The 23,353-nt window shown below is 70.7% G+C and carries 18 protein-coding genes and 1 pseudogene; 14 read left to right on the top strand and 5 right to left on the bottom strand.

Features of this window, described 5'->3' with window-relative positions; translation table 11 throughout:
- The first annotated feature begins 14 nt into the window (after positions 1–14).
- Positions 15–914 carry a PaaX family transcriptional regulator gene (locus tag ADK36_RS34415; protein ID WP_078942877.1) on the top strand — a complete coding sequence of 300 codons (900 nt, stop codon included), beginning with the start codon at positions 15–17 and terminating at the stop codon, positions 912–914.
- A 126-nt stretch (positions 915–1,040) separates the two neighbouring features.
- Here the strand turns inward: ADK36_RS34415 and ADK36_RS34410 are convergent, their stop codons facing one another.
- Together ADK36_RS34410 and ADK36_RS51640 are read right to left on the bottom strand one after the other, a co-directional pair.
- A complete protein-coding gene (locus ADK36_RS34410; protein WP_234329979.1) occupies positions 1,041–1,277 on the bottom strand; it encodes a hypothetical protein in 237 nt (78 codons plus the stop codon).
- Between the two features lie 516 nt (positions 1,278–1,793).
- Positions 1,794–1,952, bottom strand: a pseudogene (locus tag ADK36_RS51640) (MFS transporter); the annotation flags it as partial.
- Between the two features lie 139 nt (positions 1,953–2,091).
- On the opposite strand from ADK36_RS51640, the gene ADK36_RS34400 reads away from it, so the two are divergent.
- The 3 genes from ADK36_RS34400 to ADK36_RS34390 all read left to right on the top strand — a co-directional run bounded on the left by ADK36_RS34400 (position 2,092) and on the right by ADK36_RS34390 (position 4,209).
- Positions 2,092–2,715, top strand: coding sequence for a TetR/AcrR family transcriptional regulator (locus tag ADK36_RS34400; protein ID WP_048580282.1), 624 nt, complete (start codon positions 2,092–2,094; stop codon positions 2,713–2,715).
- A gap of 82 nt (positions 2,716–2,797) precedes the next feature.
- Complete coding sequence (locus tag ADK36_RS34395; protein WP_048580281.1) at positions 2,798–3,499, top strand: ribonuclease HII; 702 nt, start codon at positions 2,798–2,800, stop codon at positions 3,497–3,499.
- A 68-nt stretch (positions 3,500–3,567) separates the two neighbouring features.
- Positions 3,568–4,209 (top strand): hypothetical protein, encoded by a 642-nt coding sequence (locus ADK36_RS34390; RefSeq protein ID WP_078942861.1) that lies wholly within the window; start codon positions 3,568–3,570, stop codon positions 4,207–4,209.
- A 371-nt stretch (positions 4,210–4,580) separates the two neighbouring features.
- Here ADK36_RS34390 and ADK36_RS34385 read toward each other — a convergent pair whose 3' ends face one another.
- A complete protein-coding gene (locus ADK36_RS34385) occupies positions 4,581–5,216 on the bottom strand; it encodes a hypothetical protein (RefSeq protein WP_048580279.1) in 636 nt (211 codons plus the stop codon).
- A 337-nt stretch (positions 5,217–5,553) separates the two neighbouring features.
- Between ADK36_RS34385 and ADK36_RS34380 the strand changes: the two genes are divergently transcribed.
- The 8 genes from ADK36_RS34380 (at position 5,554) to ADK36_RS34350 (ending at position 18,455) form a co-directional block, all read left to right on the top strand.
- Complete coding sequence (locus tag ADK36_RS34380) at positions 5,554–7,713, top strand: RecQ family ATP-dependent DNA helicase (RefSeq protein WP_053200247.1); 2,160 nt, start codon at positions 5,554–5,556, stop codon at positions 7,711–7,713.
- A 282-nt stretch (positions 7,714–7,995) separates the two neighbouring features.
- Positions 7,996–9,747 (top strand): DUF4192 domain-containing protein, encoded by a 1,752-nt coding sequence (locus ADK36_RS34375; protein WP_053200246.1) that lies wholly within the window; start codon positions 7,996–7,998, stop codon positions 9,745–9,747.
- Positions 9,744–9,959, top strand: a complete 216-nt coding sequence (locus ADK36_RS49145; protein WP_159029109.1) for a hypothetical protein — start codon at positions 9,744–9,746, stop codon at positions 9,957–9,959. The genes ADK36_RS34375 and ADK36_RS49145 overlap by 4 nt, the downstream gene beginning before the upstream one ends.
- Positions 9,960–10,474: 515 nt before the next feature.
- Positions 10,475–12,343 carry a glycogen debranching N-terminal domain-containing protein gene (locus ADK36_RS34370; protein ID WP_425315503.1) on the top strand — a complete coding sequence of 623 codons (1,869 nt, stop codon included), beginning with the start codon at positions 10,475–10,477 and terminating at the stop codon, positions 12,341–12,343.
- Positions 12,344–12,474: 131 nt separating this feature from the next.
- Entirely contained in the window at positions 12,475–13,233 is a 759-nt protein-coding gene (locus ADK36_RS34365) for an NUDIX hydrolase (RefSeq protein ID WP_031486391.1), read from the top strand.
- Between the two features lie 175 nt (positions 13,234–13,408).
- Positions 13,409–15,445 (top strand): ABC transporter ATP-binding protein, encoded by a 2,037-nt coding sequence (locus ADK36_RS34360; protein WP_048580276.1) that lies wholly within the window; start codon positions 13,409–13,411, stop codon positions 15,443–15,445.
- Positions 15,446–15,608: 163 nt separating this feature from the next.
- Positions 15,609–16,496 carry a FadR/GntR family transcriptional regulator gene (locus ADK36_RS34355; RefSeq protein WP_078916093.1) on the top strand — a complete coding sequence of 296 codons (888 nt, stop codon included), beginning with the start codon at positions 15,609–15,611 and terminating at the stop codon, positions 16,494–16,496.
- 423 nt (positions 16,497–16,919) lie between these two features.
- Entirely contained in the window at positions 16,920–18,455 is a 1,536-nt protein-coding gene (locus tag ADK36_RS34350; protein ID WP_048580355.1) for an RNA polymerase sigma factor, read from the top strand.
- Between the two features lie 571 nt (positions 18,456–19,026).
- On the opposite strand, the gene ADK36_RS34345 is transcribed toward ADK36_RS34350, so the two are convergent.
- Positions 19,027–19,218 carry a hypothetical protein gene (locus tag ADK36_RS34345; RefSeq protein WP_078916103.1) on the bottom strand — a complete coding sequence of 64 codons (192 nt, stop codon included), beginning with the start codon at positions 19,216–19,218 and terminating at the stop codon, positions 19,027–19,029.
- A 251-nt stretch (positions 19,219–19,469) separates the two neighbouring features.
- Between ADK36_RS34345 and ADK36_RS34340 the strand changes: the two genes are divergently transcribed.
- Positions 19,470–20,327, top strand: a complete 858-nt coding sequence (locus ADK36_RS34340; RefSeq protein ID WP_048580273.1) for a serine protease — start codon at positions 19,470–19,472, stop codon at positions 20,325–20,327.
- A 111-nt stretch (positions 20,328–20,438) separates the two neighbouring features.
- Here the strand turns inward: ADK36_RS34340 and ADK36_RS34335 are convergent, their stop codons facing one another.
- Positions 20,439–20,669 (bottom strand): DUF7455 domain-containing protein, encoded by a 231-nt coding sequence (locus tag ADK36_RS34335; protein ID WP_030051385.1) that lies wholly within the window; start codon positions 20,667–20,669, stop codon positions 20,439–20,441.
- A gap of 445 nt (positions 20,670–21,114) precedes the next feature.
- Here ADK36_RS34335 and ADK36_RS34330 point away from each other — a divergent pair, with 445 nt between their 5' ends.
- Positions 21,115–23,238, top strand: coding sequence for a DNA gyrase/topoisomerase IV subunit B (locus ADK36_RS34330; protein ID WP_048580272.1), 2,124 nt, complete (start codon positions 21,115–21,117; stop codon positions 23,236–23,238).
- Positions 23,239–23,353 lie beyond the last annotated feature (115 nt).

Here is a 23,353-nt window from a genome sequence, read left to right as displayed (position 1 = left end):
GTACCTTTTCCGACATGACGCTCTCCGAGGTGGCCCCCGACGTGGACGACGGGTACAACGGCACTGCCCCGGACTCGCCTGGCGGACCGCAACCGCGACCCCAGTCCCTGTTGCTCGCCTTCTTCGGTGACCACGTCCTCGAAGAGGGCCCGCTGTGCGTGTATTCGGGCAGCATCATCGACGTTCTCGGTCGCGTGGGAGTCGGGGAGCAGGCCGTCCGCTCCACCCTCACCCGTATGGTGGGCCGCGGCCTGCTGCATCGTCAGCGGCAAGGGCGCCGCATGTACTTCGGCCTGACCCCGCACGCGACGCAGATCCTCCACGACGGCCGCAAACGCGTCTGGGAGGCCAGCGCGGTCAACGACGACTGGGACGGAACCTGGACCCTGCTGGGTTTCTCGCTGCCCGAAGCCTGGCAGCGTCAGCGCCACGACCTGCGCTCGCGGCTCACCTGGTCCGGATTCGGTGCTCTCTACAGCGGGCTGTGGATCGCGCCGGGTGGTGTCGACGTCTCCGAGATCGTCGCCGAGCTCGGCATCGCAGCTCATGTCAAGATCTTCCATGCGCGCGCCGACGACGCCACCGACGTCGACTTGATGATCCGCGACACCTGGGATCTGGAGACCATCGCCGCCCGCTACACCGCTTTCGAAAACCGATGGATCACCCACGTCACCCACGCCGTCCATCCGCCCGTCGACCCGCTGGCCACTCACCTGCGCCTGGTCGCCGAGTGGCTGGGCACCATCCGCACTGATCCCCGGCTGCCCGTCCGGCATCTGCCGGCCGACTGGCCCGCCCGATCCGCGGAGAAGACCTTCCGGCGCATCACGGAACAGACGGGGGAGCCCGGCCGCCGGGTGGCCGCCGAGGTACTGGAGACGATGCCTGCGCAACCTCGTGAGCATGGGTGACGCCGACTGGCCGGCCACGCCGAGGTGACGGTCGGGACGGCGGCGGCCGCGCCCCGCCGCGCAGGCGGCCACGACGGCGCGCGAACCCGCTCAACGTCGGCGCGCGAACCGGCTCAACTACGTCCACTACTCCGCCGGTACGGGCCACATCGAGGTAGCGCCTGCCGGGCGTGACGTAGCGGTGGACACCAGCGCGTCGTAGCCCAACGGCTCGCCCCGGCGCTTGCCCCGGCCTCCGACCAGGATCACCCAGGGTGTGTCCACGTCGGCCGGACGCTCACGCATCACGTACGCGTTCAGCGCCGCCAGCGCCCGCCCCTCCCACCGTTCGACCACACGGTCGCGACGCGACGTCTGCCGCACCCCGCGCGGGTGATCGTCCCGTTTGCGGACCGTCACCCGGCGCTGGCCGTAGGAGATGTCCTCCAGCCGCAGTCAGAGCACATCCCTGGGGCGCAGCCCGCCCTCCCCCACATCACCTTCAGCAGTGCCGGATCGCGACGAGTGCGCAGCTCATCCAGCAGGGCCCGGTAGGCGTCGTCGGGCATCGGGCGCGGCACCGGCTCCACCGTCCTCAGCCGGCAACACCCGGCGCACCGGCTGCTGCCGGCGAGCGTTCATGAGCGGCCCGGCCGGTAGCGGTCCGGCACCCGCGCCGCGGCCTGGTCGACCTTCTTGACGATCAGGTAGTCCCGGCCGGCGTACTGCTCGCGGCGATGAGGAACTCGTAGAACGACGACACCGCGGCGAGCGCATGGTGAAGACCCTGGCGGAGTTCCTGGCGATTCCTGCCGTTCCGGTGCCCGAGCCATCGAAAGAGCCGCCGTTGCCTGACATGCTGGTCGAGGGCGTGGTCGACCCTCGCTCGTTTCACGCGGACAACGACGATGACAGGGACGGTGAAACGCGCGATGGAACGGTCGCGTCGAGTACCACCATGAGTTGGCAGGCGGCGATGACGGTGAGCGTGATGCCGGGATGCCCCTCCCGGCGTGCCGCACCTGGTTTCTGATCCTCGATCAACTGGGAGGTTGTCACTGTGAGTCCCCCGCAAATGCCTTAGTGAACGCAAGCGTTCACTTACATTGTCGTCGTGCGGTCCGTCCCCCCGTAGTGGCCGTGCGATGCTCCCCAGTCCCCGGAACCCCCGCTTCCCCTGTTCGTTGGAGACGCTCAGATGGTTACCTCGCGCTGGACGGCCGCCCCCGCCCAGACGGCCTCTCTTCGCCGGCGTGGCGCCGTGCTCGATCGCGCGATCCTCGACGCCGCGCTGGAACAGCTCAGCACCGTCGGATGGAACGGCCTCACGATGGAGGGTGTCGCCGCCGGCGCCCAGACCGGGAAGGCCGCCGTCTATCGTCGCTGGCCGTCGAAGGAGGACCTCGTCGCCGATGCGCTGCGCGCCGGACTGCCGCGGTTCGAGGCGGCACCCGATCTGGGGAGTGTCCGCGAAGATCTGCTGGAGCTGTGCCGGCAGGCGCGGGAGGCGATGTTCTCTCGCCCCGGTTTCGCACTGCGGTCAGTGATTCACGAATGCGACAGCAGCCAGGCTGAGCGGTTTCATGGCGTGATCTTCAAGGGGGTCGTGGAGCCCACGATAGGGCTGCTCCGTGACGTGATCACCCGTGGAATTGAGCGGGGAGAGGTGCGGCCCGACGCGGCGAACGGCTATGTCTTCGACGCCATTCCGGCGATGATGATGTACCGGTCAAAGATGTGCGGGAGCGAATGGAGTGATCGGGATCTCGAGGAGATGATCGACCAGTTGATGCTTCCGCTGCTCCGCCCGGCGGGCACCTGAAACACCGCTTCGCCGGCCTGGAGGTTGCTTCGGTGAACCAGGGTGTCGAAGCCCGAGCCGGGCGGCGTACGCTAAGGGCGCCATGCCGTACGAACCGCCTACTCACACCGTCGAGCGCTCCCTTCGAGCCACGACCGGAGCGAAGATCATTGCCGGTGTCGACGAGGTGGGGCGCGGCGCGTGGGCCGGCCCCGTCACCGTCTGCGCGGCGATCACCGGACTGCGTCGGCCGCCCGCAGGGCTCACCGACTCCAAGCTGCTCACCGTCAAGCGGCGCAACGAGCTTGCCGTCCAGCTGCGGACGTGGGTCACGTCGTACGCCCTCGGGCACGCCTCTCCGGAGGAGATCGACGACCTGGGGATGACGGCCTCGCTGCGGCTCGCCGCAGGTCGCGCCCTGGAGGCCCTTCCGGTCCGTCCCGACGCCGTGATTCTCGACGGGAAGCACGACTATCTCGGGGACCCTTGGAGGGTCCGTACCGTGATCAAGGGCGACCGGTCGTGCGTGGCGGTCGCGGCGGCCTCGGTGATCGCCAAGGTGCAGCGCGACAAAATGATGGCCGAACTGGGTATCGACCATGCAGACTTCGGTTTTGCGGACAACGCCGGGTATCCGTCGCCCGTGCACAAGGCCGCACTGGCGGAGCGGGGACCCACCCCGTACCACCGGTTGTCGTGGGCGTATCTTGATGCGCTGCCCCAGTGGCGGCACCTCAAGAAGGTCCGCACCTGGGTGGAAGGAAGCGTTCCGGAGATCGAGGGGCAGCTCGGCTTCGATTTCTGACGATTCCGCTCGCACTTGTGTGCCACCCGCTGACGCGAGCCGTACCAGCGTTTGATAAACATCAGCTCATGCCTCTCATTCCCGAGGAGCCTCAGATTCACGAGAGTGCCCAGGGTCCCCGCGCCACTCCGGCCAGCGGCCGTACCGCGCCGACCCCTCGCCCCGTACCCGGCCCCCGCCCCGCGGCTTCGTCGCGTCCCGGCCGACCCGGGCCCCCGCGGCCCGCGCCGCCGGTGCAACGTACGCCGCGTGACATGGCCGTGGCCAAGCCCGGGCCCTCGGGTCCGGCTGCCCCCGCCGCCTCCGCTCCGGTCGCGGCGACCCCGCAGATCCAGCTGATCCCGGCCTCGCCCGAAGGCGCGCTCGACGCCGCCGAGGAAGCCGTCGACCTGCTCCTGGATTCGGGCCGAGCCCCCGGCGACGTGCTGGTGATCACCACCGGAGAACAGCACCCGTGGGCCGCCCACGAGCTGTCCTTCGGCGAAGCCTCCTACTGGGGGCAGCACGACTCGGGTGACGACGTCTTCTACGCCGATGCGGCGGTCGCGGGTCGTGCCGCGGTGCGCCCCGTGGTCGTGGTGGCGGTCAACGGCGGTCCTGACACCAGTGCCGCCGACGCCCTGCCCCTGGCCCTCGACCGGGCCGGTGCCCTGCTGATCGTCTGCGGTGACCCGCAGCGGATCAACTCGGTGCTGGGCGCGGGCGTCTGAGTCGGTTCCGGCTTGTTCGGGGGATTACCTCACGGAACATCCGGGGACAGGACGCCGCAGCGGCGGCGTCTGCATGGTGGGGTCTGCACGGTGGGGTTTTCGGCGTGCGCTGACGAGCGGGGAGCTCGCCGGGTTTCGGCCCGTCGGGTCCGCGTGTGGGTCCATGCCGACGGACAGTCGTCGTGGACCGTCCAGTCGCGGACCGGGGTTCGCGGAGCGAGCCGGACAGCCCTCGTAAGGCGGGTGGCCCGCGGCGCGTCGGCGCTCGGTCGCTTACCTCGGGGCGTCCGCGGTCGCAGGGCCTCGGCGTCGTGTCGCGCCCCTCGTACCGCGTGACGTGTCCGTCGGCGAGAACTCCGGTCCCAGCGTCCTCAGCGCGCCGCTGCGCGCCGCAGGACCTCCGAGGCCGCGCCGCCGGTGCGGGGCATCGGGAGCGGTGATTCGGACGTGGCGAAGGGCTCGGGTGCCGAGTCGGTGCTGGGGCGGCGCCCGCCGCGGCCCTCGCCGAGGACCTGCCAGCCGTCACGAGTCAGCGTGATGTACGCCCCGCAGCGCAGGCCGTGCAGGGTGCACGCGTCGCGCAGGCCCCACATCCACGCACCGTCCTCCTCGGTCCAACGGGCGTCTCCGTCACGGCAGTAGAGCAGCACCGCGGTGCGCACCGGGGTGCGGCGCCGCAGGTCGTGCGGGATGACGCGGCGCAGCTGGGTGAGCAGCGCGTTGCGGAACATCCAGCCGTCCGCCGGGGCCGGGCGGCGGGTGAACGAGGCGCTCGCCCGAAGCCGCTCCTCCGTGTCGAGGACGGCCACGATCGCCGTCGCCGGCCCGGGGCGGTGCCGGGAGTGCAGACCGCTGACGACCTCGCGGGGATTGCGCAGCAGCGGGATGCCCGCGGCGGCCCACTCCGCGGGTTCGAGCATGCGGGCCAGAGGGTTGGCGGATGCGGCGGGCAGGTCGGCTGACGTCGACATGGATGCCGCGGAGGACGGAGCGAATCCGAAGGTCACGGTCCTCCCTTCGGCTACGCGCCCACACTGCGGGCGAGGTCGGAATCGGGGGAGCGCACACCGCAGCAGAGCCCTACCGGACCACGGACGAGCCGTGCGGGGAGCGGACTTCAATTCTTCCTGTCGAACCTGGATGCGGCAACGAGCAATTGGGGCCACCGACCGTAATCTGGTGGTGCGCGCGTTATATCCCTACCCAGCGCGTGACTGTGCGATGCACGGGGCGCCCCCCGCACCACCAGGTCGAGGCTGCTCACCGTGTTCGCCGACGGCCCATGAGCGCCGGTCGCGCCGGGTGAGGTGGCTGATTGTCAGTGCCATCAGGTTGCATGGAGGCATGAACACTGTGGAGCTCCGCGCCGAAGCCGATGCCGTCCTCGCCGAGCTCGTCGGTGCCCAGGAGGGCTCGGCGCGGCTGCGGGAGGACCAGTGGCAGGCGGTGGCGGCTCTGGTGGAGGACCGTCGACGTGCCCTGGTGGTGCAGCGTACGGGCTGGGGCAAGTCGGCGGTGTACTTCGTCGCCACCGCGCTGCTGCGCCGACGCGGCGCCGGCCCGACGGTGATCGTCTCCCCGTTGCTGGCCCTGATGCGCAACCAGGTCGAGTCGGCGGCGCGGGCCGGCATCCAGGCGCGGACCATCAACTCCGCCAATCCCGAGGAGTGGGACGCGATCTACGAGGAGGTCGAGCGCGGTGAGACCGACGTTCTCCTCGTGAGCCCGGAGCGCCTCAATTCCGTGGATTTCCGCGAGCAGTTGCTGCCCAAGCTCGCGGCCACGACCGGCCTTCTGGTGGTCGACGAGGCGCACTGCATCTCCGACTGGGGTCATGACTTCCGGCCCGACTACCGTCGGCTCCGGGCGATGCTCGCCGCGCTCGCCCCCGGCATTCCGGTGCTTGCGACCACGGCGACCGCCAACGCGCGCGTAACGGCGGACGTGGCCGAGCAGCTGGGGACCGGCGCCGGTGAGGCCCTGGTGCTGCGCGGCTCGCTGGAGCGGGAGAGCCTGCGGCTGGGGGTGGTGCAGCTGCCGGACGCCGCACACCGTCTGGCCTGGCTGGCCGAGCACCTGGACGAGCTCCAGGGCTCCGGGATCATCTACGCGCTCACGGTGGCCGCGGCCGAGGAGGCCACCGCCTTTCTGCGGCAGCGCGGCTTCCCCGTGGCCTCGTACACGGGGCGCACGGAGAACGCGGACCGGCTGCAGGCCGAGGCCGACCTGCTGGCGAACCGGGTCAAGGCGCTGGTCGCGACGTCGGCGTTGGGCATGGGGTTCGACAAGCCGGACCTGGGCTTCGTGGTGCACCTCGGCTCGCCGTCCTCGCCGATCGCGTACTACCAGCAGGTCGGCCGCGCCGGTCGAGGTGTCGAGCACGCGGATGTGCTGCTTCTGCCCGGCAAGGAGGACGAGGCCATCTGGCGCTACTTCGCCGATACGGCCTTCCCGCCCGAGGCGCAGGTCTGGCAGACCCTCTCGGCCCTGGCCGATGCGGGACGACCGCTGTCCGTGCCGGCCCTGGAGGCGGTGGTGGACCTTCGGCGTTCCCGACTGGAGACCATGCTCAAGGTTCTCGACGTGGACGGCGCGGTCAAGCGGGTCAAGGGCGGCTGGATCTCCACCGGTGAGCAGTGGATCTACGACGCGGAGCGGTACGCATGGGTGGCGCGGCAGCGGACGGCCGAGCAGCAGGCCATGCGGGAGTACGTGAGCACGTCCCGGTGCCGGATGGAGTTCCTGCGTCGGCAACTGGACGACGAGGGGGCCGCCCCGTGTGGCCGCTGTGACACCTGCGCCGGCACCTGGATCGCTTCGTCCGTCTCGGCCGACGCTCTGACCGGGGCGGCGAAGGAGCTGGACCGCCCCGGGGTGGAGGTTGAGCCGCGCCGGATGTGGCCGACGGGGATGCCCGCACTGGGCATCGACCTCAAGGGACGTATCCCGGCGAAGGAACAGTGCTCGACCGGGCGTGCCCTGGGGCGGCTCTCGGACATCGGCTGGGGCAACCGCCTGCGTCCCTTGCTGGCCGAGAACGCTCCCGACGGGCCGGTCCCCGACGACGTCCTCCAGGCCGCGGTCGCGGTGCTCGCCGACTGGGCGCGCTCGCCGGGCGGCTGGGCGCCGAACGTCCCGGACGCCTCCGCCCGCCCGGTGGGAATCGTCGCCGTCCCGTCCCTGGCCCGCCCGCAACTGGTCGGTTCCCTCGCCCAGGGCATCGCGACCATCGGCCGCCTGCCCTATCTGGGCACCCTGACCTACACCGGGCCGAGCGGCGCACACGCGGCGCGGCGCAGCAACTCCGCCCAACGCCTGCGATCACTGTCCGGAACGTTCACCGTCTCCGAGGAGCTGGCCGCTGCCCTGGCGAGCTCCCCAGGACCGGTCCTGCTCGTGGACGACTACACCGACTCAGGCTGGACCCTCGCCGTCGCCGCTCGCCTGCTCCGCCGGGCAGGCAGCGAGCAGGTGCTGCCCCTGGTCCTCGCTGCGGCAGGCTGAGCCTGCAGGCAGGTGTCATCGAGAGTGCCAACGCCCACGAGCTGATCGTGAAGGAGTTCCTGCGGATCGCGTCGGGAGAGCCGATCGGCACCGCGCAGCTCAAGTGACGGCCCGGGTCGCGGCTTCGAGACCGGGTTCCGAGCGTCGAATCCTGGTTCCGACTTGACCTCGGACGTGGCTCCGCATGCGGCCTCGGACATGCCCGGCCCGGGTTGTCGTGTCCCTGGTCGGACTTATCCACAGGGCAAACCGGAACTTCGCGATCCGGGAGATCGTCTGCGTATGACGAATCACAGCGAAGTGACTGGATCTCCTGAGAACGACGACAACACGGGCGGGGAGCACTACTGCGCGCCTGGTGCGACCGACGCGACCGACAAACCTGAGATGTACGACGCGCAGCTCGGGCCCGACGAGGACGGCGGACACACGGGGCGCGCGGGACACGCAGCACACGCTGGACAGGCAGAACTCGCACGACACCTGGAGCAACTCGACTGCACCACGCACGAAGCGCACCTGCCCGAGCACCAGGTCACCCTGCGCACCCCGGCCGAACTGGCCGACGCACTGCCCTATCTCCTCGGTTACCGCCCCGAGGACAGCATCGTGCTCGTCGCCCTGCACGACAGGGCCGGCCGCGGCCGGTTCGGCGGCCGTGCCCGGCTCGGCATTCCCGCGAGTAAAGACGACTGGGACTCCGCGGCCAGGCAGTTGACCCACGGACTGGTGAGGGGCGGCGAGCGCAGGGGAGTCCGGCCGGAGCAGATGGTCGCCTTCCTCTGCCAGGAACCGACAGACGGCGAGACGGGCCGACAGGTCATGGAACGGCTGCGCCCGCTGGCCCAGAAGATGCGTGTCGCGTGCGGCAGCCTGGACGTTCCGGTGATCGAGGCCCTGTGTATCTCGGACGGCCGCTTCTGGTCGTACTGCTGCGACCGAGTCGAGTGCTGTCCGCCCGAGGGCCGCACGATGGGCCTTCCCGGTACGTCCGTGCTGGCCGCCGCGGCCACGTACGCGGGAGTTCAGGTGCGCGGCACCTTGCGCGAGTTGCGGGCCAGGCTGCAGCCGCTCGAGACCGCTGCCGCCCTGGAGCAGGAGGCCGCTCTGGACACGGTCGGCATGGAGCTGGTCCCCAGGATCGTCGACGACGCGTCACGCGCGGGCGTGGCAGAGCAGACGCTGGACCTGGCCGAGCGGCTCAGGTGCCGGTTCGCCGCGGCCCCGCTCCCGCCCGGGACGCTCACGGCGGATCTCCGGGACGACGAACTGCTCGGACACGACGAAGCCGCGAGGCTCATTCTTGGTCTTCAGGACCGTGCGACCCGGGACCGCGCCGCCGAGTGGATGGAGGGCGACGAAGCCGGTCCCGCCCTCCGGCTGTGGCGAGCACTGGCCCGCCGCTGTGTCGGACCTTACAGCGAGCACGCGGCAGCGCCGCTCACTCTCGTCGGCTGGGTCGCCTGGTCCACCGGCGACGACTTGGAGGCCCGAGAGGCCCTTGCCATGGCCCTCGGCGCGGACCGCGACTACCTCTTCGCCCGTCTGCTGCACCAAGCCTGCAACGAAGGGCTGGACCCCGAGTCGATCCGCCGCTGCCTGCGTGCGGAACGTGAGGGACGGGAGCGGACGGGCGCGGCAGCGCTCGACAAACCGGAAGACGTGGAACAGCAGGTAAGGGACGAGGGCGAGGAGTCGGTACGGGGCGAGGCCGAGCGGCCGGTACCGGGCAAAGCGGTGGAGTCTGCGCCGCTGTCCGAGACGGGTGATCGTCGTACGTCTCGGCGCCGGGCGGGGTCGGCCGGCAGTCTCCCCCGCTCCGCGAGCGGCACCGGTCGAGAGCGGGGGACGAGTGTCCCGCGCCCGCGCGCATCGGCGAGGACCCGTCCTGGTGTTCCGCGGCCGGGCGGCACGGTTCCGCGCAGCTCGAAGGAGACGGCTTCGCGTACGTCGAAGAAGGGCGCCGCTCGTCGGGATGGGTCCCGTCCGGACGGGGTGCGTCCTGGCAGTGACGGGGGCGAGGGGCATGCGTGAGCCGTCTCGGTGGAGCCGTGCCCCGGGCCGTCCGGGTGACAGCTGTGGCGGGCGGCGCGGTGACCGAGGCCGTGGTGGAGGCCACGGCAGTCGTGGTGCCGGGGCCACGGATCGCCTCGGCCTGCCCGACGAACCCGATGCAGGGTCCGGTCCTCCTACGGGGTTACCCCGTGCCGTGCGTGACCTGGAGGGATCCCTCCCCGTTCACCTGAGTGGCGGAACGGTCGAACCGGCCGTGCCGCCGCATCGCCCCTGTCACTCCGGGTCCCCCAGCCGCCGCCGCACACGCCCGAGGCGCACAGAGCGCAGAGGAAGCCGCCCCATGCCACAGCCGACACCGGTGCCACCGCCGACTCAGGCCTCCCCGGCCGCAGACGATCGCTCGACATCCGGTGGGCTGGTCCCGTCCCAAAGGCTGGATACGGGGCTGCCTCCGCCCGCGGACGGTGCGGGGCGGCGCGCGCCCGGGCTCTTGAACGACGCCCTTCGAGGGGCTGAGCACACGCATCGGCCACCAGGCCAGGGCCCGTCGTCCTCGGTGCTCATGAGCCCGGACATGGCAACACCGGCACAGACCGACAACGTACGGCGCTTCGCCCAGTCTCAGGACACCCCCTCGCCGGCCCCACAGTCGGCCGTGCGTCGGTCCACCGACCTGCCGCCCACCCACAACGCCCTGATCTGCGTCGCCCTACCCGGCCTCGTCATCTCCACGGACCAGGGGCAGTTGACCGGCCGGGGACTCGACGGGTTCTACCGAGCAGGCCGACGCGTCCTCTCGCGCTGCCAGATCCGGGTGGCCGGACGCGAACCGCTCGCGGTCCAGGCCAGGATGACCGCGGCCGACCACGCCCGGTTCGTGGGCACGCTGCGCAGTTCGCCGCAGGCGGGACCGGACCCGGACATCGTGGTCGAGCGGACCCGTCATGCGGACGGTACCGAGCGGATCACGTTGCACAGCGCAGCCGTTCGACCCCTGCGCCTGCCGGTCGAGGTCGCCCTGGGTACGGACCTGGCCGACCTCGGAGCGATCGCGAGCGGCAGCACAGGACCGGAACTCCCCGCCACCGTCCACGACTCCGGCCTGCGCTGGTCGTCCGCCAGAGGAAGCTCGACTGTGACGGCCGACCCGTCGCCCGCCGATGCGCTGGCCTCCGCGGGACTGCTGCGCTGGGAGTTCGCGCTGCCCCCGGGCGGGAGCGTGACCATCGAACTGCGCGTGCGGCCGGACGGAGCGGGACCCGTGCGCGCCGCGGGTCGAGCGGCGACCAGCCCGCTGGCGACGGCGCGGGCGGCAGGCGACGATCCCGGGGTGGAGGCGTTGCTGCGGACGAGCATCGAGGATCTCCATGCCCTTCTGCTGCGCGACCCGGCCCACACCTCCGACGTCCACCTGGCCGCCGGAGCCCCGTGGCGCTGCGGCCTGGCCCCGGCCGAGGCCCTCGCCGCGGCCCGGATGACCCTGCCCCTGGGCACCCGGCTCGCCGCAGGCACGCTGCGTACCCTCGCCCGCACCCAACTCCGGGCCCAGGGACCGCAGTCCGGCATGATCCCCGCGCCGATACGGGACGCGGGCACGCATCTGCCACCGGGCTGCACGGGCACGGAGGCCACGCTGCTCTTCCCCGCGCTGCTCGCGGAGGCCCGACGCTGGGGGCTGCCCAAGTCCGAGACCGAGGAACTCCTCCCGGCGGCCGAGCGATGTCTGACCTGGCTGCGGACCACCGTGGGCGCCGGCGTGTATCTGCCCGACCCGCACCCCGGCGGCCCCGTCCGCTGCGAGACCCAGGCCCACGCCCATCGCGCGGCATTGCTCGGCGCCGATCTGCTCGACGCCTGCGGCAGACCGGGCGGTGCCGAGCTGCGGCAGTGGGCCGGGGCCCTGCGGACGGCGTTCCGTGCGGACTTCTGGATCGACGACCTGGGCGGTGGCCGGCCGGCAGCCGCCCGGGCCCCGGACGGACGCCTGGTGCCGCATCTGGGCGCCGCCGCCGTCCACCTTCTCGACACCGGCCTGCTGGGCGGGGGCGACCATGCGCCCGGCCTGCTCGACAAGGTGCAGACCGAACAACTCGCCCGGCTGCTCGGCGGCCCGGCCATGGACTCGGGCTGGGGCCTGCGCGGACTGGGCGTGAAGGAGGCCGGGCACAACCCCTTCGGTCACCGCAGCGGCACCGTGCGGGTCCACGAGACCGCGCTCGCCGTCGCGGGTCTCGCGGCGGCCGGCTACGAGAAGGAGGCGAGCGCGCTGCTGCGGGGTGTGCTGGCCGCCGCGGCCGCCTTCGGTCACCGGTTGCCCGACATGTATGCGGGGGAGCGACGGACGGACGGGAGTGCTCCCCTCCCGCATCCGGCGGCCTGCCGCCCCGCAGCCACGGCCGCGGCAGCCGGAGTGCTGCTGTTGACCACGCTCGCGGGTGTCCGCCCGGACGCTCCGGCGGGGACGGTCACGCTGCGCCCCGTACGCAGTGCGCCGCTGGGCGAGATCGTCCTGACGGGCCTTCGCGTCGTCGGAGCCCCCTTCTCCGTCCGCGTCAGCCGACTGGGGCTCGCCATGGTCGAGGAGGCCGCCGGCGAACTGCAATTGCGAGCATGACCTCGCGCGACGCCGTATGACACGACACACAGGAGGGGGTGGTCAGGCCGATACCGGCCCGAATTGGATCAACCATCGACGGGGCTGACGAAGGGAGTGTTTATCGTCAGGCAGACGACTATGATCGCCGCATGCCCTACGACCCGTCAGCCTTTCCGCCCTTTGCCGTCACCGTGGACCTGGTCGTGCTGACCGTGCGCCGCCATGCCCTGTGCGCGTTGGCGGTGCGCAGGGGCGAACCGCCGTTCCAGGGGCGTTGGGCACTGCCTGGTGGGTTCGTACGGGCCGACGAGGACCTGGCGCAGGCCGCGGCACGGGAGTTGGCCGAGGAGACCGGGCTGCGCGCCCATGACCCGGCCGTCCCGGCGCAGGACAACGGTGCCCACCTGGAGCAGCTCGCGACCTACGGTGACCCCAAGCGGGATCCCCGGATGCGGGTGGTCAGCGTGGCCCACCTGGCGCTGGCCCCCGACCTGCCGGCGCCCCGCGCGGGCGGCGACGCCAGCAACGCCCGCTGGGCGCCGGTCGACGAACTTCTGCAGCAGGGCGGTTACGGCCGCGACGGCGAACCGGTGGCGCCGCTCGCCTTCGACCACGCGCAGATCCTGGCCGACGGGGTGGAGCGCGCCCGCTCCAAGATCGAGTACTCGTCGCTGGCCACGGCGTTCTGCCCGACCGAGTTCACCGTCGGCGAGCTGCGCCGTGTCTACGAGGCGGTGTGGGGTGTGGCACTCGATCCGCGCAACTTCCACCGGAAGGTGACGGGCACGCCGGGCTTCCTCGTCCCCACGGGCGGCACCACCACACGCCAGGGCGGCCGCCCCGCCCAGCTCTTCCGGGCCGGCGGCGCCACGCTGCTCAACCCTCCGATGCTGCGCCCCGAGGTCTGACACAGGGCCCGTGCCGGACGCCCGTCCGGACGCGAACCTCTGCCGATCCGGGCTCAGTCCGGGCTCGGTCCGTGCTCAAGACGGAAGCGGCGGGACCCCGCCGGACCGACTCCGGCCTCCCCAGCGGGCCTTGCCCTACCGGAAAAAACGGACATAGCGCGCTATCTTGCTGCGAGTGATCCAGGCCATCGGACTGACCAGCGACCCTCGCAAGGAGCTTCCTCCCGCCGTCGACGACGTCTCCTTCGAGGCGCGCGCCGGTCGCGTCACCGCGCTGCTCGGGGCGTCGGGAGCGGGCAAGACGACCGCGCTCAGACTCATGCTCGAACTCCAACGCGGCCGTGGAATCACCTACTTCAGAGGCCGCCCCCTGCACCGCATCGCCCACCCCTCGCGCGAGGTCGGCGTGCTGCTGGGCGACCTGCCCGGGCATCCCTCACGCACGGTCCGGGGCCATCTGCGCATGCTGTGTGCCGCCGCGGGCGTGCCGGCCCGGCGCGCCGACGAAGTCCTGGAGGTGGTCGGTCTCGTCAGCCTGCGCGAGGAACGCCTCGGCACCCTCTCGCGCGGCATGGACCGCCGCCTCGGCCTGGCCTGCGCGCTGCTGGCCGACCCGCACACCCTCGTGCTCGACGACCCCGCAGGCGGGCTCTCGGCCCGCGAGAGCCGTTGGCTGTACGGCATGCTGCACGCCCATGCGACGCAGGGCGGCACGGTCCTGCTGACCACGGCCGACCCGAAGCAGGCCGCACGCACCGCCGACCGGGTCGTCACACTCCAGCGAGGCAGACTCATCGCCGACCAGGAGGCCGCCGACTTCGCCCGCACCCGGCTGCGCCCGCGCGTCGCCGTCCGCACCCCCCACGCCTCCCGCCTCGCCGCCCTGCTCACCAAGGAGGCGCGCACCGCACACCGCTCCGTCGAGGTCGTTCGCGAGAGCGGCAACCGCCTCTCCGTGTACGGCAGTACCTGTGCCGACGTGGGTGAGATCGCCTTCCGCCACGGCATCCTCGTACATCAACTCGCCGACGAGATCGGCGACATGGGGCCGGGAACCGAGGCGGGCCCCCGCACGCCTGAGCCGCGGACCTACGAGGTGCAGCAGAAGCCGGCCGCCCCGTTGGCCGCGACCGGTGGCCGCAGGCGCAAAGCCACGCCCCCGCCGGTGCCGGACCCAGGGCTCACCGGGACCGACGATCCAGCGGCCGAGAGGGAAGCGCCTCAGGCGTCGGGCCGAGAGCCGGCCGCAGCCGCTGCCGCGCAGGAGGCTTGCGCGGAGGTTCTGCAGGCATCGGCGGAGGTTCCACAGGCGCGGGCGGGTGGTCCGCGACCAGCCGACGCACCCACAGGCGGGTCTCGTGCAACGGCCGCCGGTTCGCGCTCGTCGAGCTCCTCCGTCGTCGCCCTTCCCGATCTCCCGCCTCCCATCTCCGTCCGCCCCGCCCCCAGCCCTCTCCGCCCCCTGCGCTACGAACTCCGTCGCGCCGTCGGTGTCGGCACGAGCTTCGCCACCGGTGCCGCCGTGCTCGTGGTGTCCGCCCTCACCGCCGTACTGCTGGCACGCGTCGGGCACACGCCGCAGCATCGCCTGATGGCGGCGTGGCCGCAGCAGCTCCCGCTGCCGCCCGCGGCGCTCGGTGCCGGGCTGCTCGGTGCGATCGCGTTCGGTGACGAGTTCCGCCACCCCGCCCTGGCCGCGGACCGCGGCACCGTCCCCCGCCGGCTGGGACTGCTGGCCGCGAAACTCCTCGTCGCCTCCGCCACCGCGCTGGTGCTGGCCGTCCTCACCGTGGGCTGCGACACCGAAGTGCTCTATCTCGTCTACGGACGGGAGCTCGCGGAAGTTCCCGCCGAGTGGCTTTCGCTGAGCGCGAGTTGGATCGGGCTCATGGTCGGCTGCGCCTGGGCCGGCGTACTCGCCGCGGGTCTCTTCCGGTCCACCACGGCAGGACTCGCGGCGGTCGTCTCCGTGCCCGTCGTCGTCGTACCCCTCGTACAAAAGGCCATGGACGGGCCGTCCGTGCGGACGGCGGCCGGGTTTCCGCTGCGGCTGCGGGAGGTGCTCCTGTCCCAGTGGCCCTTCGGAGGCGAGCGCTACCTGGAAGCCGCCGCGCGCGTGGTCGCCCAACCCGTCGGCGGCGCCCTGACGTTGTCGCTCACCGCCCTGCTCTGCGCTTATGTCCTCACGACCCTGCGAAGCAGGGTCCGATGACGACCGCCCCCGCCGCTCCCGGATCTGTCGTGCGCGCAACTCCCCGGGGAAAGCCCATTTCTTTCCGATAAGGCGTCAATTGCGACGGGGTGAGCGATCACCCTTTCGTGTGCTTTTCACCAAAGACCTCAAGGGAGTTGAGGAGGGCGCCGACAAAGGATCCGTGAGTACCCTTGCGCACACCATGATGACCGCCGCCCGCGCCGCCGACTCCGGTCTGGCCGGCCCGGGCGATCTCGACCGCTACCCCTACGCCGAGGCCACCGTCGCCGACCGCGTCGGAGCCTCTGCCTGGGACAGTGCGGAGCCGGAACTGGGCCGTGTGGGCCGACGCGCCGCGGGCAGCCGCGGACGCGGGCTGCACGGCCAACTCGTCCAGCAGCTTGGCCAGATGATCGTCTCGGGTGACCTGGGCGCCGACCGTCCACTCGTCCCCGAGGAGATCGGCCAGCGCTTCGAGGTCTCCCGCACCGTCGTCCGCGAGTCGCTCCGCGTCCTGGAGGCCAAGGGCCTGGTCAGCGCCCGTCCGAACGTCGGCACGCGCGTGCGTCCCGTCAGTGACTGGAACCTCCTCGACCCGGACATCATCGAGTGGCGGGCCTTCGGACCGCAGCGCGACGACCAGCGCCGGGAGCTGAGCGAGCTGCGCTGGACGATCGAGCCGCTCGCCGCCCGCCTCGCCGCCGGGCACGGGCGCGACGACGTCCAGCAGCGGCTCGGCGACATGGTCGAGATCATGAGCCACGCGATGGGGCAGGGCGATGTCCTCACCTTCTCCCGCGCCGACGCCGAGTTCCACTCACTGCTCATCCAGGTCGCGGGCAACCGCATGCTGGAGCACCTGTCGGGGATCGTCTCGGCCGCCCTCCAGGTCTCCGGCGGCCCTGTGACGGGCTGTGACCGGCCGAACGAGACGTCGCTGGCCCAGCACAGCAGGATCGTCGACGCCCTTGCCGCCGGCGACGGCGCGGCCGCCGAGGCCGCCATGCGGCAACTGCTCACCGTCCATCCCGAGGTCGAGCGCGTGGTGCCCGCCCCCCGCGAGCACTGACCGCGCCCACGGGGCGCGGCCGGGAGTGCCTCCCCCTCCTGTGGCATCTCCTGGTCTGTGCGCCCTCTCCCGTCGGACCCGCAGGATCCACACGGATCCTGCGGGTCCGACGGTGCGACGAGGCCGCGGAAAGGCCGTACAGTGCTTGGGCGAAGCTGCGGGCTGCCTGTTCTGTCCGCATCTGCCTGCTTTGATCGGTTACGGGATGTGACTCGGGCCACGCAGATTGGGCGTAACGCTCGGGGAAACAGCGCGATGACCTAAGAGGTGACTGCCGAGGAGGGAATACGGACGCCGCTCAAGGCGCTGTGCATCTTCCCGGCCCCCGCCCGCACCGTCGGCCCAATCCCCAGGTCGGTGGTCGGCTCCTGTCCGCCGTGGACGGGGCCGGAAGCCGTTTTCCAACGTTCCGAGAGGTTGTTCGTGTCGGCCAGCACATCCCGTACGCTCCCGCCGGAGATCGCCGAGTCCGTCTCTGTCATGGCTCTTATTGAGCGGGGAAAGGCTGAGGGGCAGATCGCCGGCGACGATGTGCGTCGGGCCTTCGAAGCTGACCAGATTCCGGCCACTCAGTGGAAGAACGTACTGCGCAGCCTCAACCAGATCCTCGAGGAAGAGGGTGTGACGCTGATGGTCAGTGCCGCGGAGCCCAAGCGCACCCGAAAGAGCGTCGCAGCGAAGAGTCCGGCCAAGCGCACCGCCACCAAGACGGTCGCGGCGAAGACGGTGACCACCAAGAAGGCCACCGCCGCCGCCACGCCTGCGGCGCCCGCCGCCGACTCCGCCGTCGAGGACGACGCCCCCGCCAAGAAGGCCGCTGCCAAGAAGACGACCGCCAAGAAGGCGGTCGCGAAGAAGACCGTCGCCAAGAAGACGGCGGCCAAGAAGACCACAGGCAAGAAGGACGACGCCGAGCTGATCGAGGACGAGGTCCTCGAGGACGCTCCCCCGAAGGGCGGCGAGGAGCCCGAGGGCGCCGAGAACGCCGGCTTCGTGCTCTCCGACGAGGACGAGGACGACGCTCCCGCGCAGCAGGTCGCCGCGGCCGGCGCCACCGCCGACCCGGTCAAGGACTACCTCAAGCAGATCGGCAAGGTCCCGCTGCTCAACGCCGAGCAGGAGGTCGAGCTCGCCAAGCGCATCGAGGCCGGTCTGTTCGCCGAGGACAAGCTGGCCAACGCCGACAAGCTCGCCCCCAAGCTCAAGCGCGAGCTGGAGATCATCGCCGAGGACGGCCGCCGCGCCAAGAACCACCTCCTGGAGGCCAACCTCCGTCTGGTGGTCTCCCTGGCCAAGCGCTACACCGGCCGCGGCATGCTCTTCCTGGACCTGATCCAGGAGGGCAACCTCGGTCTGATCCGCGCGGTCGAGAAGTTCGACTACACCAAGGGCTACAAGTTCTCCACGTACGCCACCTGGTGGATCCGTCAGGCGATCACCCGCGCCATGGCCGATCAGGCCCGCACCATCCGTATCCCGGTGCACATGGTCGAGGTCATCAACAAGCTGGCCCGCGTCCAGCGTCAGATGCTCCAGGACCTGGGCCGCGAGCCCACCCCGGAGGAGCTGGCCAAGGAACTCGACATGACCCCCGAGAAGGTCATCGAGGTCCAGAAGTACGGCCGCGAGCCCATCTCGCTGCACACCCCCCTGGGCGAGGACGGCGACAGCGAGTTCGGTGACCTCATCGAGGACTCCGAGGCCGTCGTCCCGGCCGACGCGGTCAGCTTCACGCTTCTGCAGGAGCAGCTGCACTCGGTTCTCGACACTCTGTCCGAGCGCGAGGCCGGCGTGGTCTCGATGCGCTTCGGTCTCACCGACGGTCAGCCGAAGACCCTCGACGAGATCGGCAAGGTGTACGGCGTCACGCGCGAGCGCATCCGCCAGATCGAGTCCAAGACCATGTCGAAGCTGCGTCACCCGTCGCGGTCCCAGGTGCTGCGCGACTACCTGGACTGAGTCAGATCCCACTCGGCGCCCCTGACCTGCTTCTTTGCGGGTCGGGGGCGCTTTCGTGTGCCAGAGGTGGGTGCAGTTGGCCGTACGTCGCATGGTGCGCGCGGACGCAGTTGAGCGGATGGCGGAGGCCATGCGGACTCCCGCCGAGGCCGTTGAGCGCGGCCGGGCTGTGTGAGACCGCCGACGTAGTGTTGATCGTGCACTGCTGGTGGGCGGCGTCTGAGGCGCGCTGTCGCTGCCGTTGTCGCTGTCGCCGTCTCCGCAGGCTGTGGCTCCACCGAGGACGAGGGCCGTCACGACAGTGACGCTCGCGGTCTTGTGCTTCATGACGATCTTCTTCGCAGGTCGCCCCCCTGTTTCCGTATCCATCATGCGTCCGACGTCACTGGGCGCTGCGATCAGCCAGGTTCGTTCACGCGCCGATGCCGTGCTTGACCGCCGGTTACAGGGCACAGCCAGGGCGCCGGCCAACGAGAGGCGACCGGAATCGACAGAGCACGGGATAACTACTGGTCGTCACGGGACAACTGCTGGTCGTAGTGATGCGGGGGGCGCGGTGATGGCGAGGGTGCTAGTCCCGGAGATACGGCCGGTGCCAGTGGCGTTCACTGAGGACCTTGGTCCACTCAGCGGCGAGCCGCTCCCGCCTGTCGTCAGGAAGCTCGGCCAGATTGGGGCGCAGTCCCTCGATGATCTTCGCTACCTCCTGCGGGTCGCGCCGCACAGGCAGGCCGAGGTGGTGGGCGATCGTGCGGAGAGTCATGGCGGTCATCTCATTCCAGGAGATTTCGCGGACTGCGCTCCCCGCCCACCTGCATCCATGCAGGCCAAGCACAGCGCTCACACGTCCATACTGCGCGACTGCCTCGCCAGGGACCAGGTCGCCCCTCGTGCGACACGCACAGCCCGGTCTCCCGAGTGGGGATCGGCCCTTCGTGCTGTCGCGCAGGTGCGGGTTGCGGTGGGCTGAATCACTCTGGGTGTCCCATGACCACTCCAGAGTGAGGAGCGTGCATGCGTCTTTCCTTGATCCGGGCCCTGGCCCGGCCGCTGGTACTGGCGGCCGCGGCCGCTGCCATACCGCTGGCGTCGGCAGCCCCGGCGGCTGCCGACAGTGTCGTTGTCGGCGGCTTCCCGGTCGATGTCTCGAACAGTCCGTGGACCGTGGCGCTGTCCAGCCGTGACCGGTTCGGGGGTACGCGGGCCGGTCAGTTCTGCGTCGGTGTGGCGGTCGGCCGTTCCACGGTGCTCACCGCGGCCCATTGCCTGAGCCAGGAGGTCCTGGGGGCACCGCCGGAACAGGTGCGCGACTTCAGCGTCATCACGGGTCGTACAGACCTGCTGTCCGGCCGGGGCCAGGAGATCCGGGTCCGCGACACCTGGGTGAACCCGGCCTACGACAGTCGCACCAACGCCGGGGACTTCGCCGTGCTCTCCCTTGCTCAACCGCTTCCCGCCAGCGCGGTCGTTCGGATGGCGCGGGCCGGCGACCCCGCCTATCTGCCGGGGACTCCGGCCCTGGTCTACGGCTGGGGGGACATAACGGGGGCCGGCGACTACCCGCGCAGCCTGCGGGCGGCACGCGTGCATGTCCTGCCCGACGCGCTGTGCAGGCAGGCGTATCCGGGCAGTGGTGAAGGCAGGTACCAGGCCGACAGCATGGTCTGCGCCGGGGAGCAGGGGGGAGGCCGGGACGCCTGTCAGGGTGACAGCGGAGGTCCCCTAGTCGCCCAGGGGAGGCTGATCGGGCTCGTGTCCTGGGGCACCGGCTGTGGTCGCGTGGGTAGTCCCGGCGTCTACACGCGGGTGTCCGAGGTCGTACGGACCCTGGGGTGGCGGGCCGCGGTGCCGGAACGCCATGGCGGCGGCTGACACGGTCTGAGGGCCCGCGGGATATGAGCGCGGGCGGCCGCCCCTGCCGTCAGGGGCGGCCGCCCGTCGACCGGCCTGTGCCGGAAGCTGGCTCGTCGTTAATGCGAGGTGTCAGCGCTCATCTTCGGACGCCGATGCGGGAGCGGACGTCAGCCGCTCCGTCTCGTCCTGTATCTCAGCGGCGATCTTCTTGAGTTCCGGCTCGAACTTGCGACCGTGGTGGGCGCAAAAGAGCAGTTCTCCGCCGCTCAGCAGGACGACGCGCACGTACGCCTGGGCGCCGCAACGGTCGCAGCGGTCAGCGGCCGTCAGCGGGCTCGCGGGGGTCAGAACAGTAGTCACGTCGCCTCTTCTCTAGCTCGACGAGCTGTCGTACCAGGGTCAACATCCAACCAGCCCCAAAACGTTCCCGCTCGCGGCTTCTCTCAGAGAGAAATTCTTTCCGGGGCGGCTGGTTGCTGCCGGTTTGGCGGCGAATGTGCCGTATTGCGTCTCTGTCTTGCTTACGGTTTCGCGCTGTCGGTCAAGGTCGGTCCTCCCGGCTGGCTTGCCGGTTTGTTCATGAGGACGTGCCCGGAGCCTAAATGGTTCATGCCTGGAAGGGAACGTGATATGTACTTCACCCCATCGAGGGATCGAACATGCATACGACTCTCGACTAGTCTGTGTTTCGCACGAGGGTGGCGTTACAACGGCTCTACCAGGCCTCGGTACCCTCTTGACGGCGACCGAAGCCGCGCCCTTACCCAACAGGGCGCCACCTGAAATTCAGCGAGGAGCGAACCGCGTGACCGCCGAGACGTCCGTGCCGTCCACAGCGCTGCTGGCAGGAGCAGACCGGGACGGTTCCAACTACACCGCGCGGCACCTGCTCGTCCTCGAGGGGCTCGAGGCCGTGCGCAAGCGCCCGGGCATGTATATCGGGTCGACCGACAGCCGCGGTCTGATGCACTGCCTGTGGGAGATCATCGACAACTCCGTCGACGAGGCCCTGGGCGGGTACTGCGATCACATCGAGGTGATCCTCCACGACGACGGGTCCGTGGAGGTCCGGGACAACGGCCGGGGCATCCCGGTCGACGTCGAGCCCAAGACGGGCCTGTCCGGCATCGAGGTCGTCATGACCAAGCTGCACGCCGGCGGCAAGTTCGGCGGCGGCTCGTACGCGGCCTCCGGCGGTCTGCACGGCGTGGGCGCCTCCGTGGTGAACGCCCTGTCCGCGCGGCTGGACGTCGAGGTGGACCGGAACGGCCACACCCACGCCATCAGCTTCCGGCGTGGCGTGCCCGGCGCCTTCGCCGCCGACGGTGCGAACGCCAAGTTCGAGGCCAAGGGCGGCCTGCGCAAAACCAAGAAGATCCCCAAGACCCGCAACGGCACGCGCGTGCGGTACTGGGCCGACCGCCAGATCTTCCTCAAGGACGCCAAGCTCTCCCTGGAGAATCTGCACCAGCGCGCCCGTCAGACCGCGTTCCTGGTGCCCGGCCTGACCATCGTCGTCCGCGACGAGTTCGGTCTCGGCGACGGCGGCAGCAAGGGTGAGGAGTCCTTCCGCTTCGACGGCGGTATCAGCGAGTTCTGCGAGTACCTCGCGGCCGACAAGCCGGTCTGCGACGTCCTCCGCTTCGGCGGCCAGGGCACCTTCAAGGAGACGGTCCCGGTCCTGGACGAGCATGGCCAGATGACCCCCACCCAGGTCACCCGCGAGCTCGACGTCGACGTGGCCATGCGGTGGGGCACCGGGTACGACACGACCCTGAAGTCGTTCGTGAACATCATCGCCACCCCCAAGGGCGGCACCCACGTCGCGGGCTTCGAGACGGCCGTGACCAGCACCATGAACGAGGTGCTGCGCACCAAGAAGCTGCTGCGCGTCGCCGAGGACGACATCGTCAAGGACGACGCCCTGGAGGGCCTCACCGCGGTCGTCACGGTCCGTCTCGCCGAGCCGCAGTTCGAGGGCCAGACCAAGGAGGTCCTGGGTACCTCGGCGGCCCGTCGCATCGTGAACACCGTGATCTCCAGGGAGCTCAAGGCGTTCCTCACCTCCACGAAGCGGGACGCCGCGGCTCAGGCCCGGGTCGTCATGGAGAAGGCCGTCGCAGCCGCCCGTACGCGCATCGCGGCCCGCCAGCACAAGGACGCCCAGCGGCGCAAGACGGCCCTGGAGTCCTCCACGCTGCCCGCCAAGCTCGCCGACTGCCGCAGCGACGACGTCGACCGCAGCGAGCTGTTCATCGTCGAGGGAGACTCCGCGCTCGGCACCGCCAAGCTCGCCCGGAACTCCGAGTTCCAGGCGCTGCTGCCGATCCGCGGCAAGATCCTCAACGTCCAGAAGTCGTCCGTGACCGACATGCTGAAGAACGCCGAGTGCGGCGCGATCATCCAGGTCATAGGGGCTGGGTCCGGTCGGACCTTCGACATCGACGCGGCGCGCTACGGCAAGATCATCATGATGACCGACGCCGATGTGGACGGCTCCCACATCAGGACGCTGCTGCTGACGCTGTTCCAGCGCTACATGCGGCCGATGATCGAGGCGGGGCGGGTCTTCGCCGCGGTGCCTCCGCTGCACCGCATCGAGCTGATCCAGCCCAAGAAGGGGCAGGACAAGTACGTCTACACGTACTCGGACCGTGAACTGCGCGACAAGCTCATGGAGTTCCAGAGCAAGGGAGTCCGCTACAAGGACTCCATCCAGCGGTACAAGGGTCTCGGTGAGATGGACGCCGACCAGCTGGCCGAGACGACGATGGACCCCCGTCACCGGACCCTGCGCCGGATCAGCCTCACCGATCTGGAGGCCGCCGAGCGCGTCTTCGATCTGCTGATGGGGAACGACGTGGCACCGCGCAAGGAGTTCATCTCCAGCTCGGCGGCGACGTTGGACCGGTCGCGTATCGACGCGTAGCCGCTGCGCTGGGCTTGGGCCGGGCGTTCGGCCTCGGCTTCGCCTCGGCACCTGTTCGGGTGCCCACCCGCACTGCCCGTGCGGCTTTCGTCGTCGGGTGCGGGTGGCCCCTGTG

The sequence above is a fragment of the Streptomyces viridochromogenes genome (assembly GCF_001270495.1).
Lineage (GTDB): Bacteria > Actinomycetota > Actinomycetes > Streptomycetales > Streptomycetaceae > Streptomyces > Streptomyces viridochromogenes_A.
This window is presented reverse-complemented; position numbering and strand designations above follow the sequence as displayed.

Coding starts and splice junctions, on each gene's coding strand:
- ADK36_RS34390 (WP_078942861.1), top strand. CDS start 3,568: ATGCCTCTCATTCCCGAGGAGCCTCAGATTCACGAGAGTGCCCAGGGT.
- ADK36_RS34345 (WP_078916103.1), bottom strand. CDS start 19,218: ATGACTCTCCGCACGATCGCCCACCACCTCGGCCTGCCTGTGCGGCGC.
- ADK36_RS34365 (WP_031486391.1), top strand. CDS start 12,475: ATGCCCTACGACCCGTCAGCCTTTCCGCCCTTTGCCGTCACCGTGGAC.
- ADK36_RS34400 (WP_048580282.1), top strand. CDS start 2,092: ATGGTTACCTCGCGCTGGACGGCCGCCCCCGCCCAGACGGCCTCTCTT.
- ADK36_RS34380 (WP_053200247.1), top strand. CDS start 5,554: ATGAACACTGTGGAGCTCCGCGCCGAAGCCGATGCCGTCCTCGCCGAG.
- ADK36_RS34395 (WP_048580281.1), top strand. CDS start 2,798: ATGCCGTACGAACCGCCTACTCACACCGTCGAGCGCTCCCTTCGAGCC.
- ADK36_RS34415 (WP_078942877.1), top strand. CDS start 15: ATGACGCTCTCCGAGGTGGCCCCCGACGTGGACGACGGGTACAACGGC.
- ADK36_RS34340 (WP_048580273.1), top strand. CDS start 19,470: ATGCGTCTTTCCTTGATCCGGGCCCTGGCCCGGCCGCTGGTACTGGCG.
- ADK36_RS34375 (WP_053200246.1), top strand. CDS start 7,996: ATGACGAATCACAGCGAAGTGACTGGATCTCCTGAGAACGACGACAAC.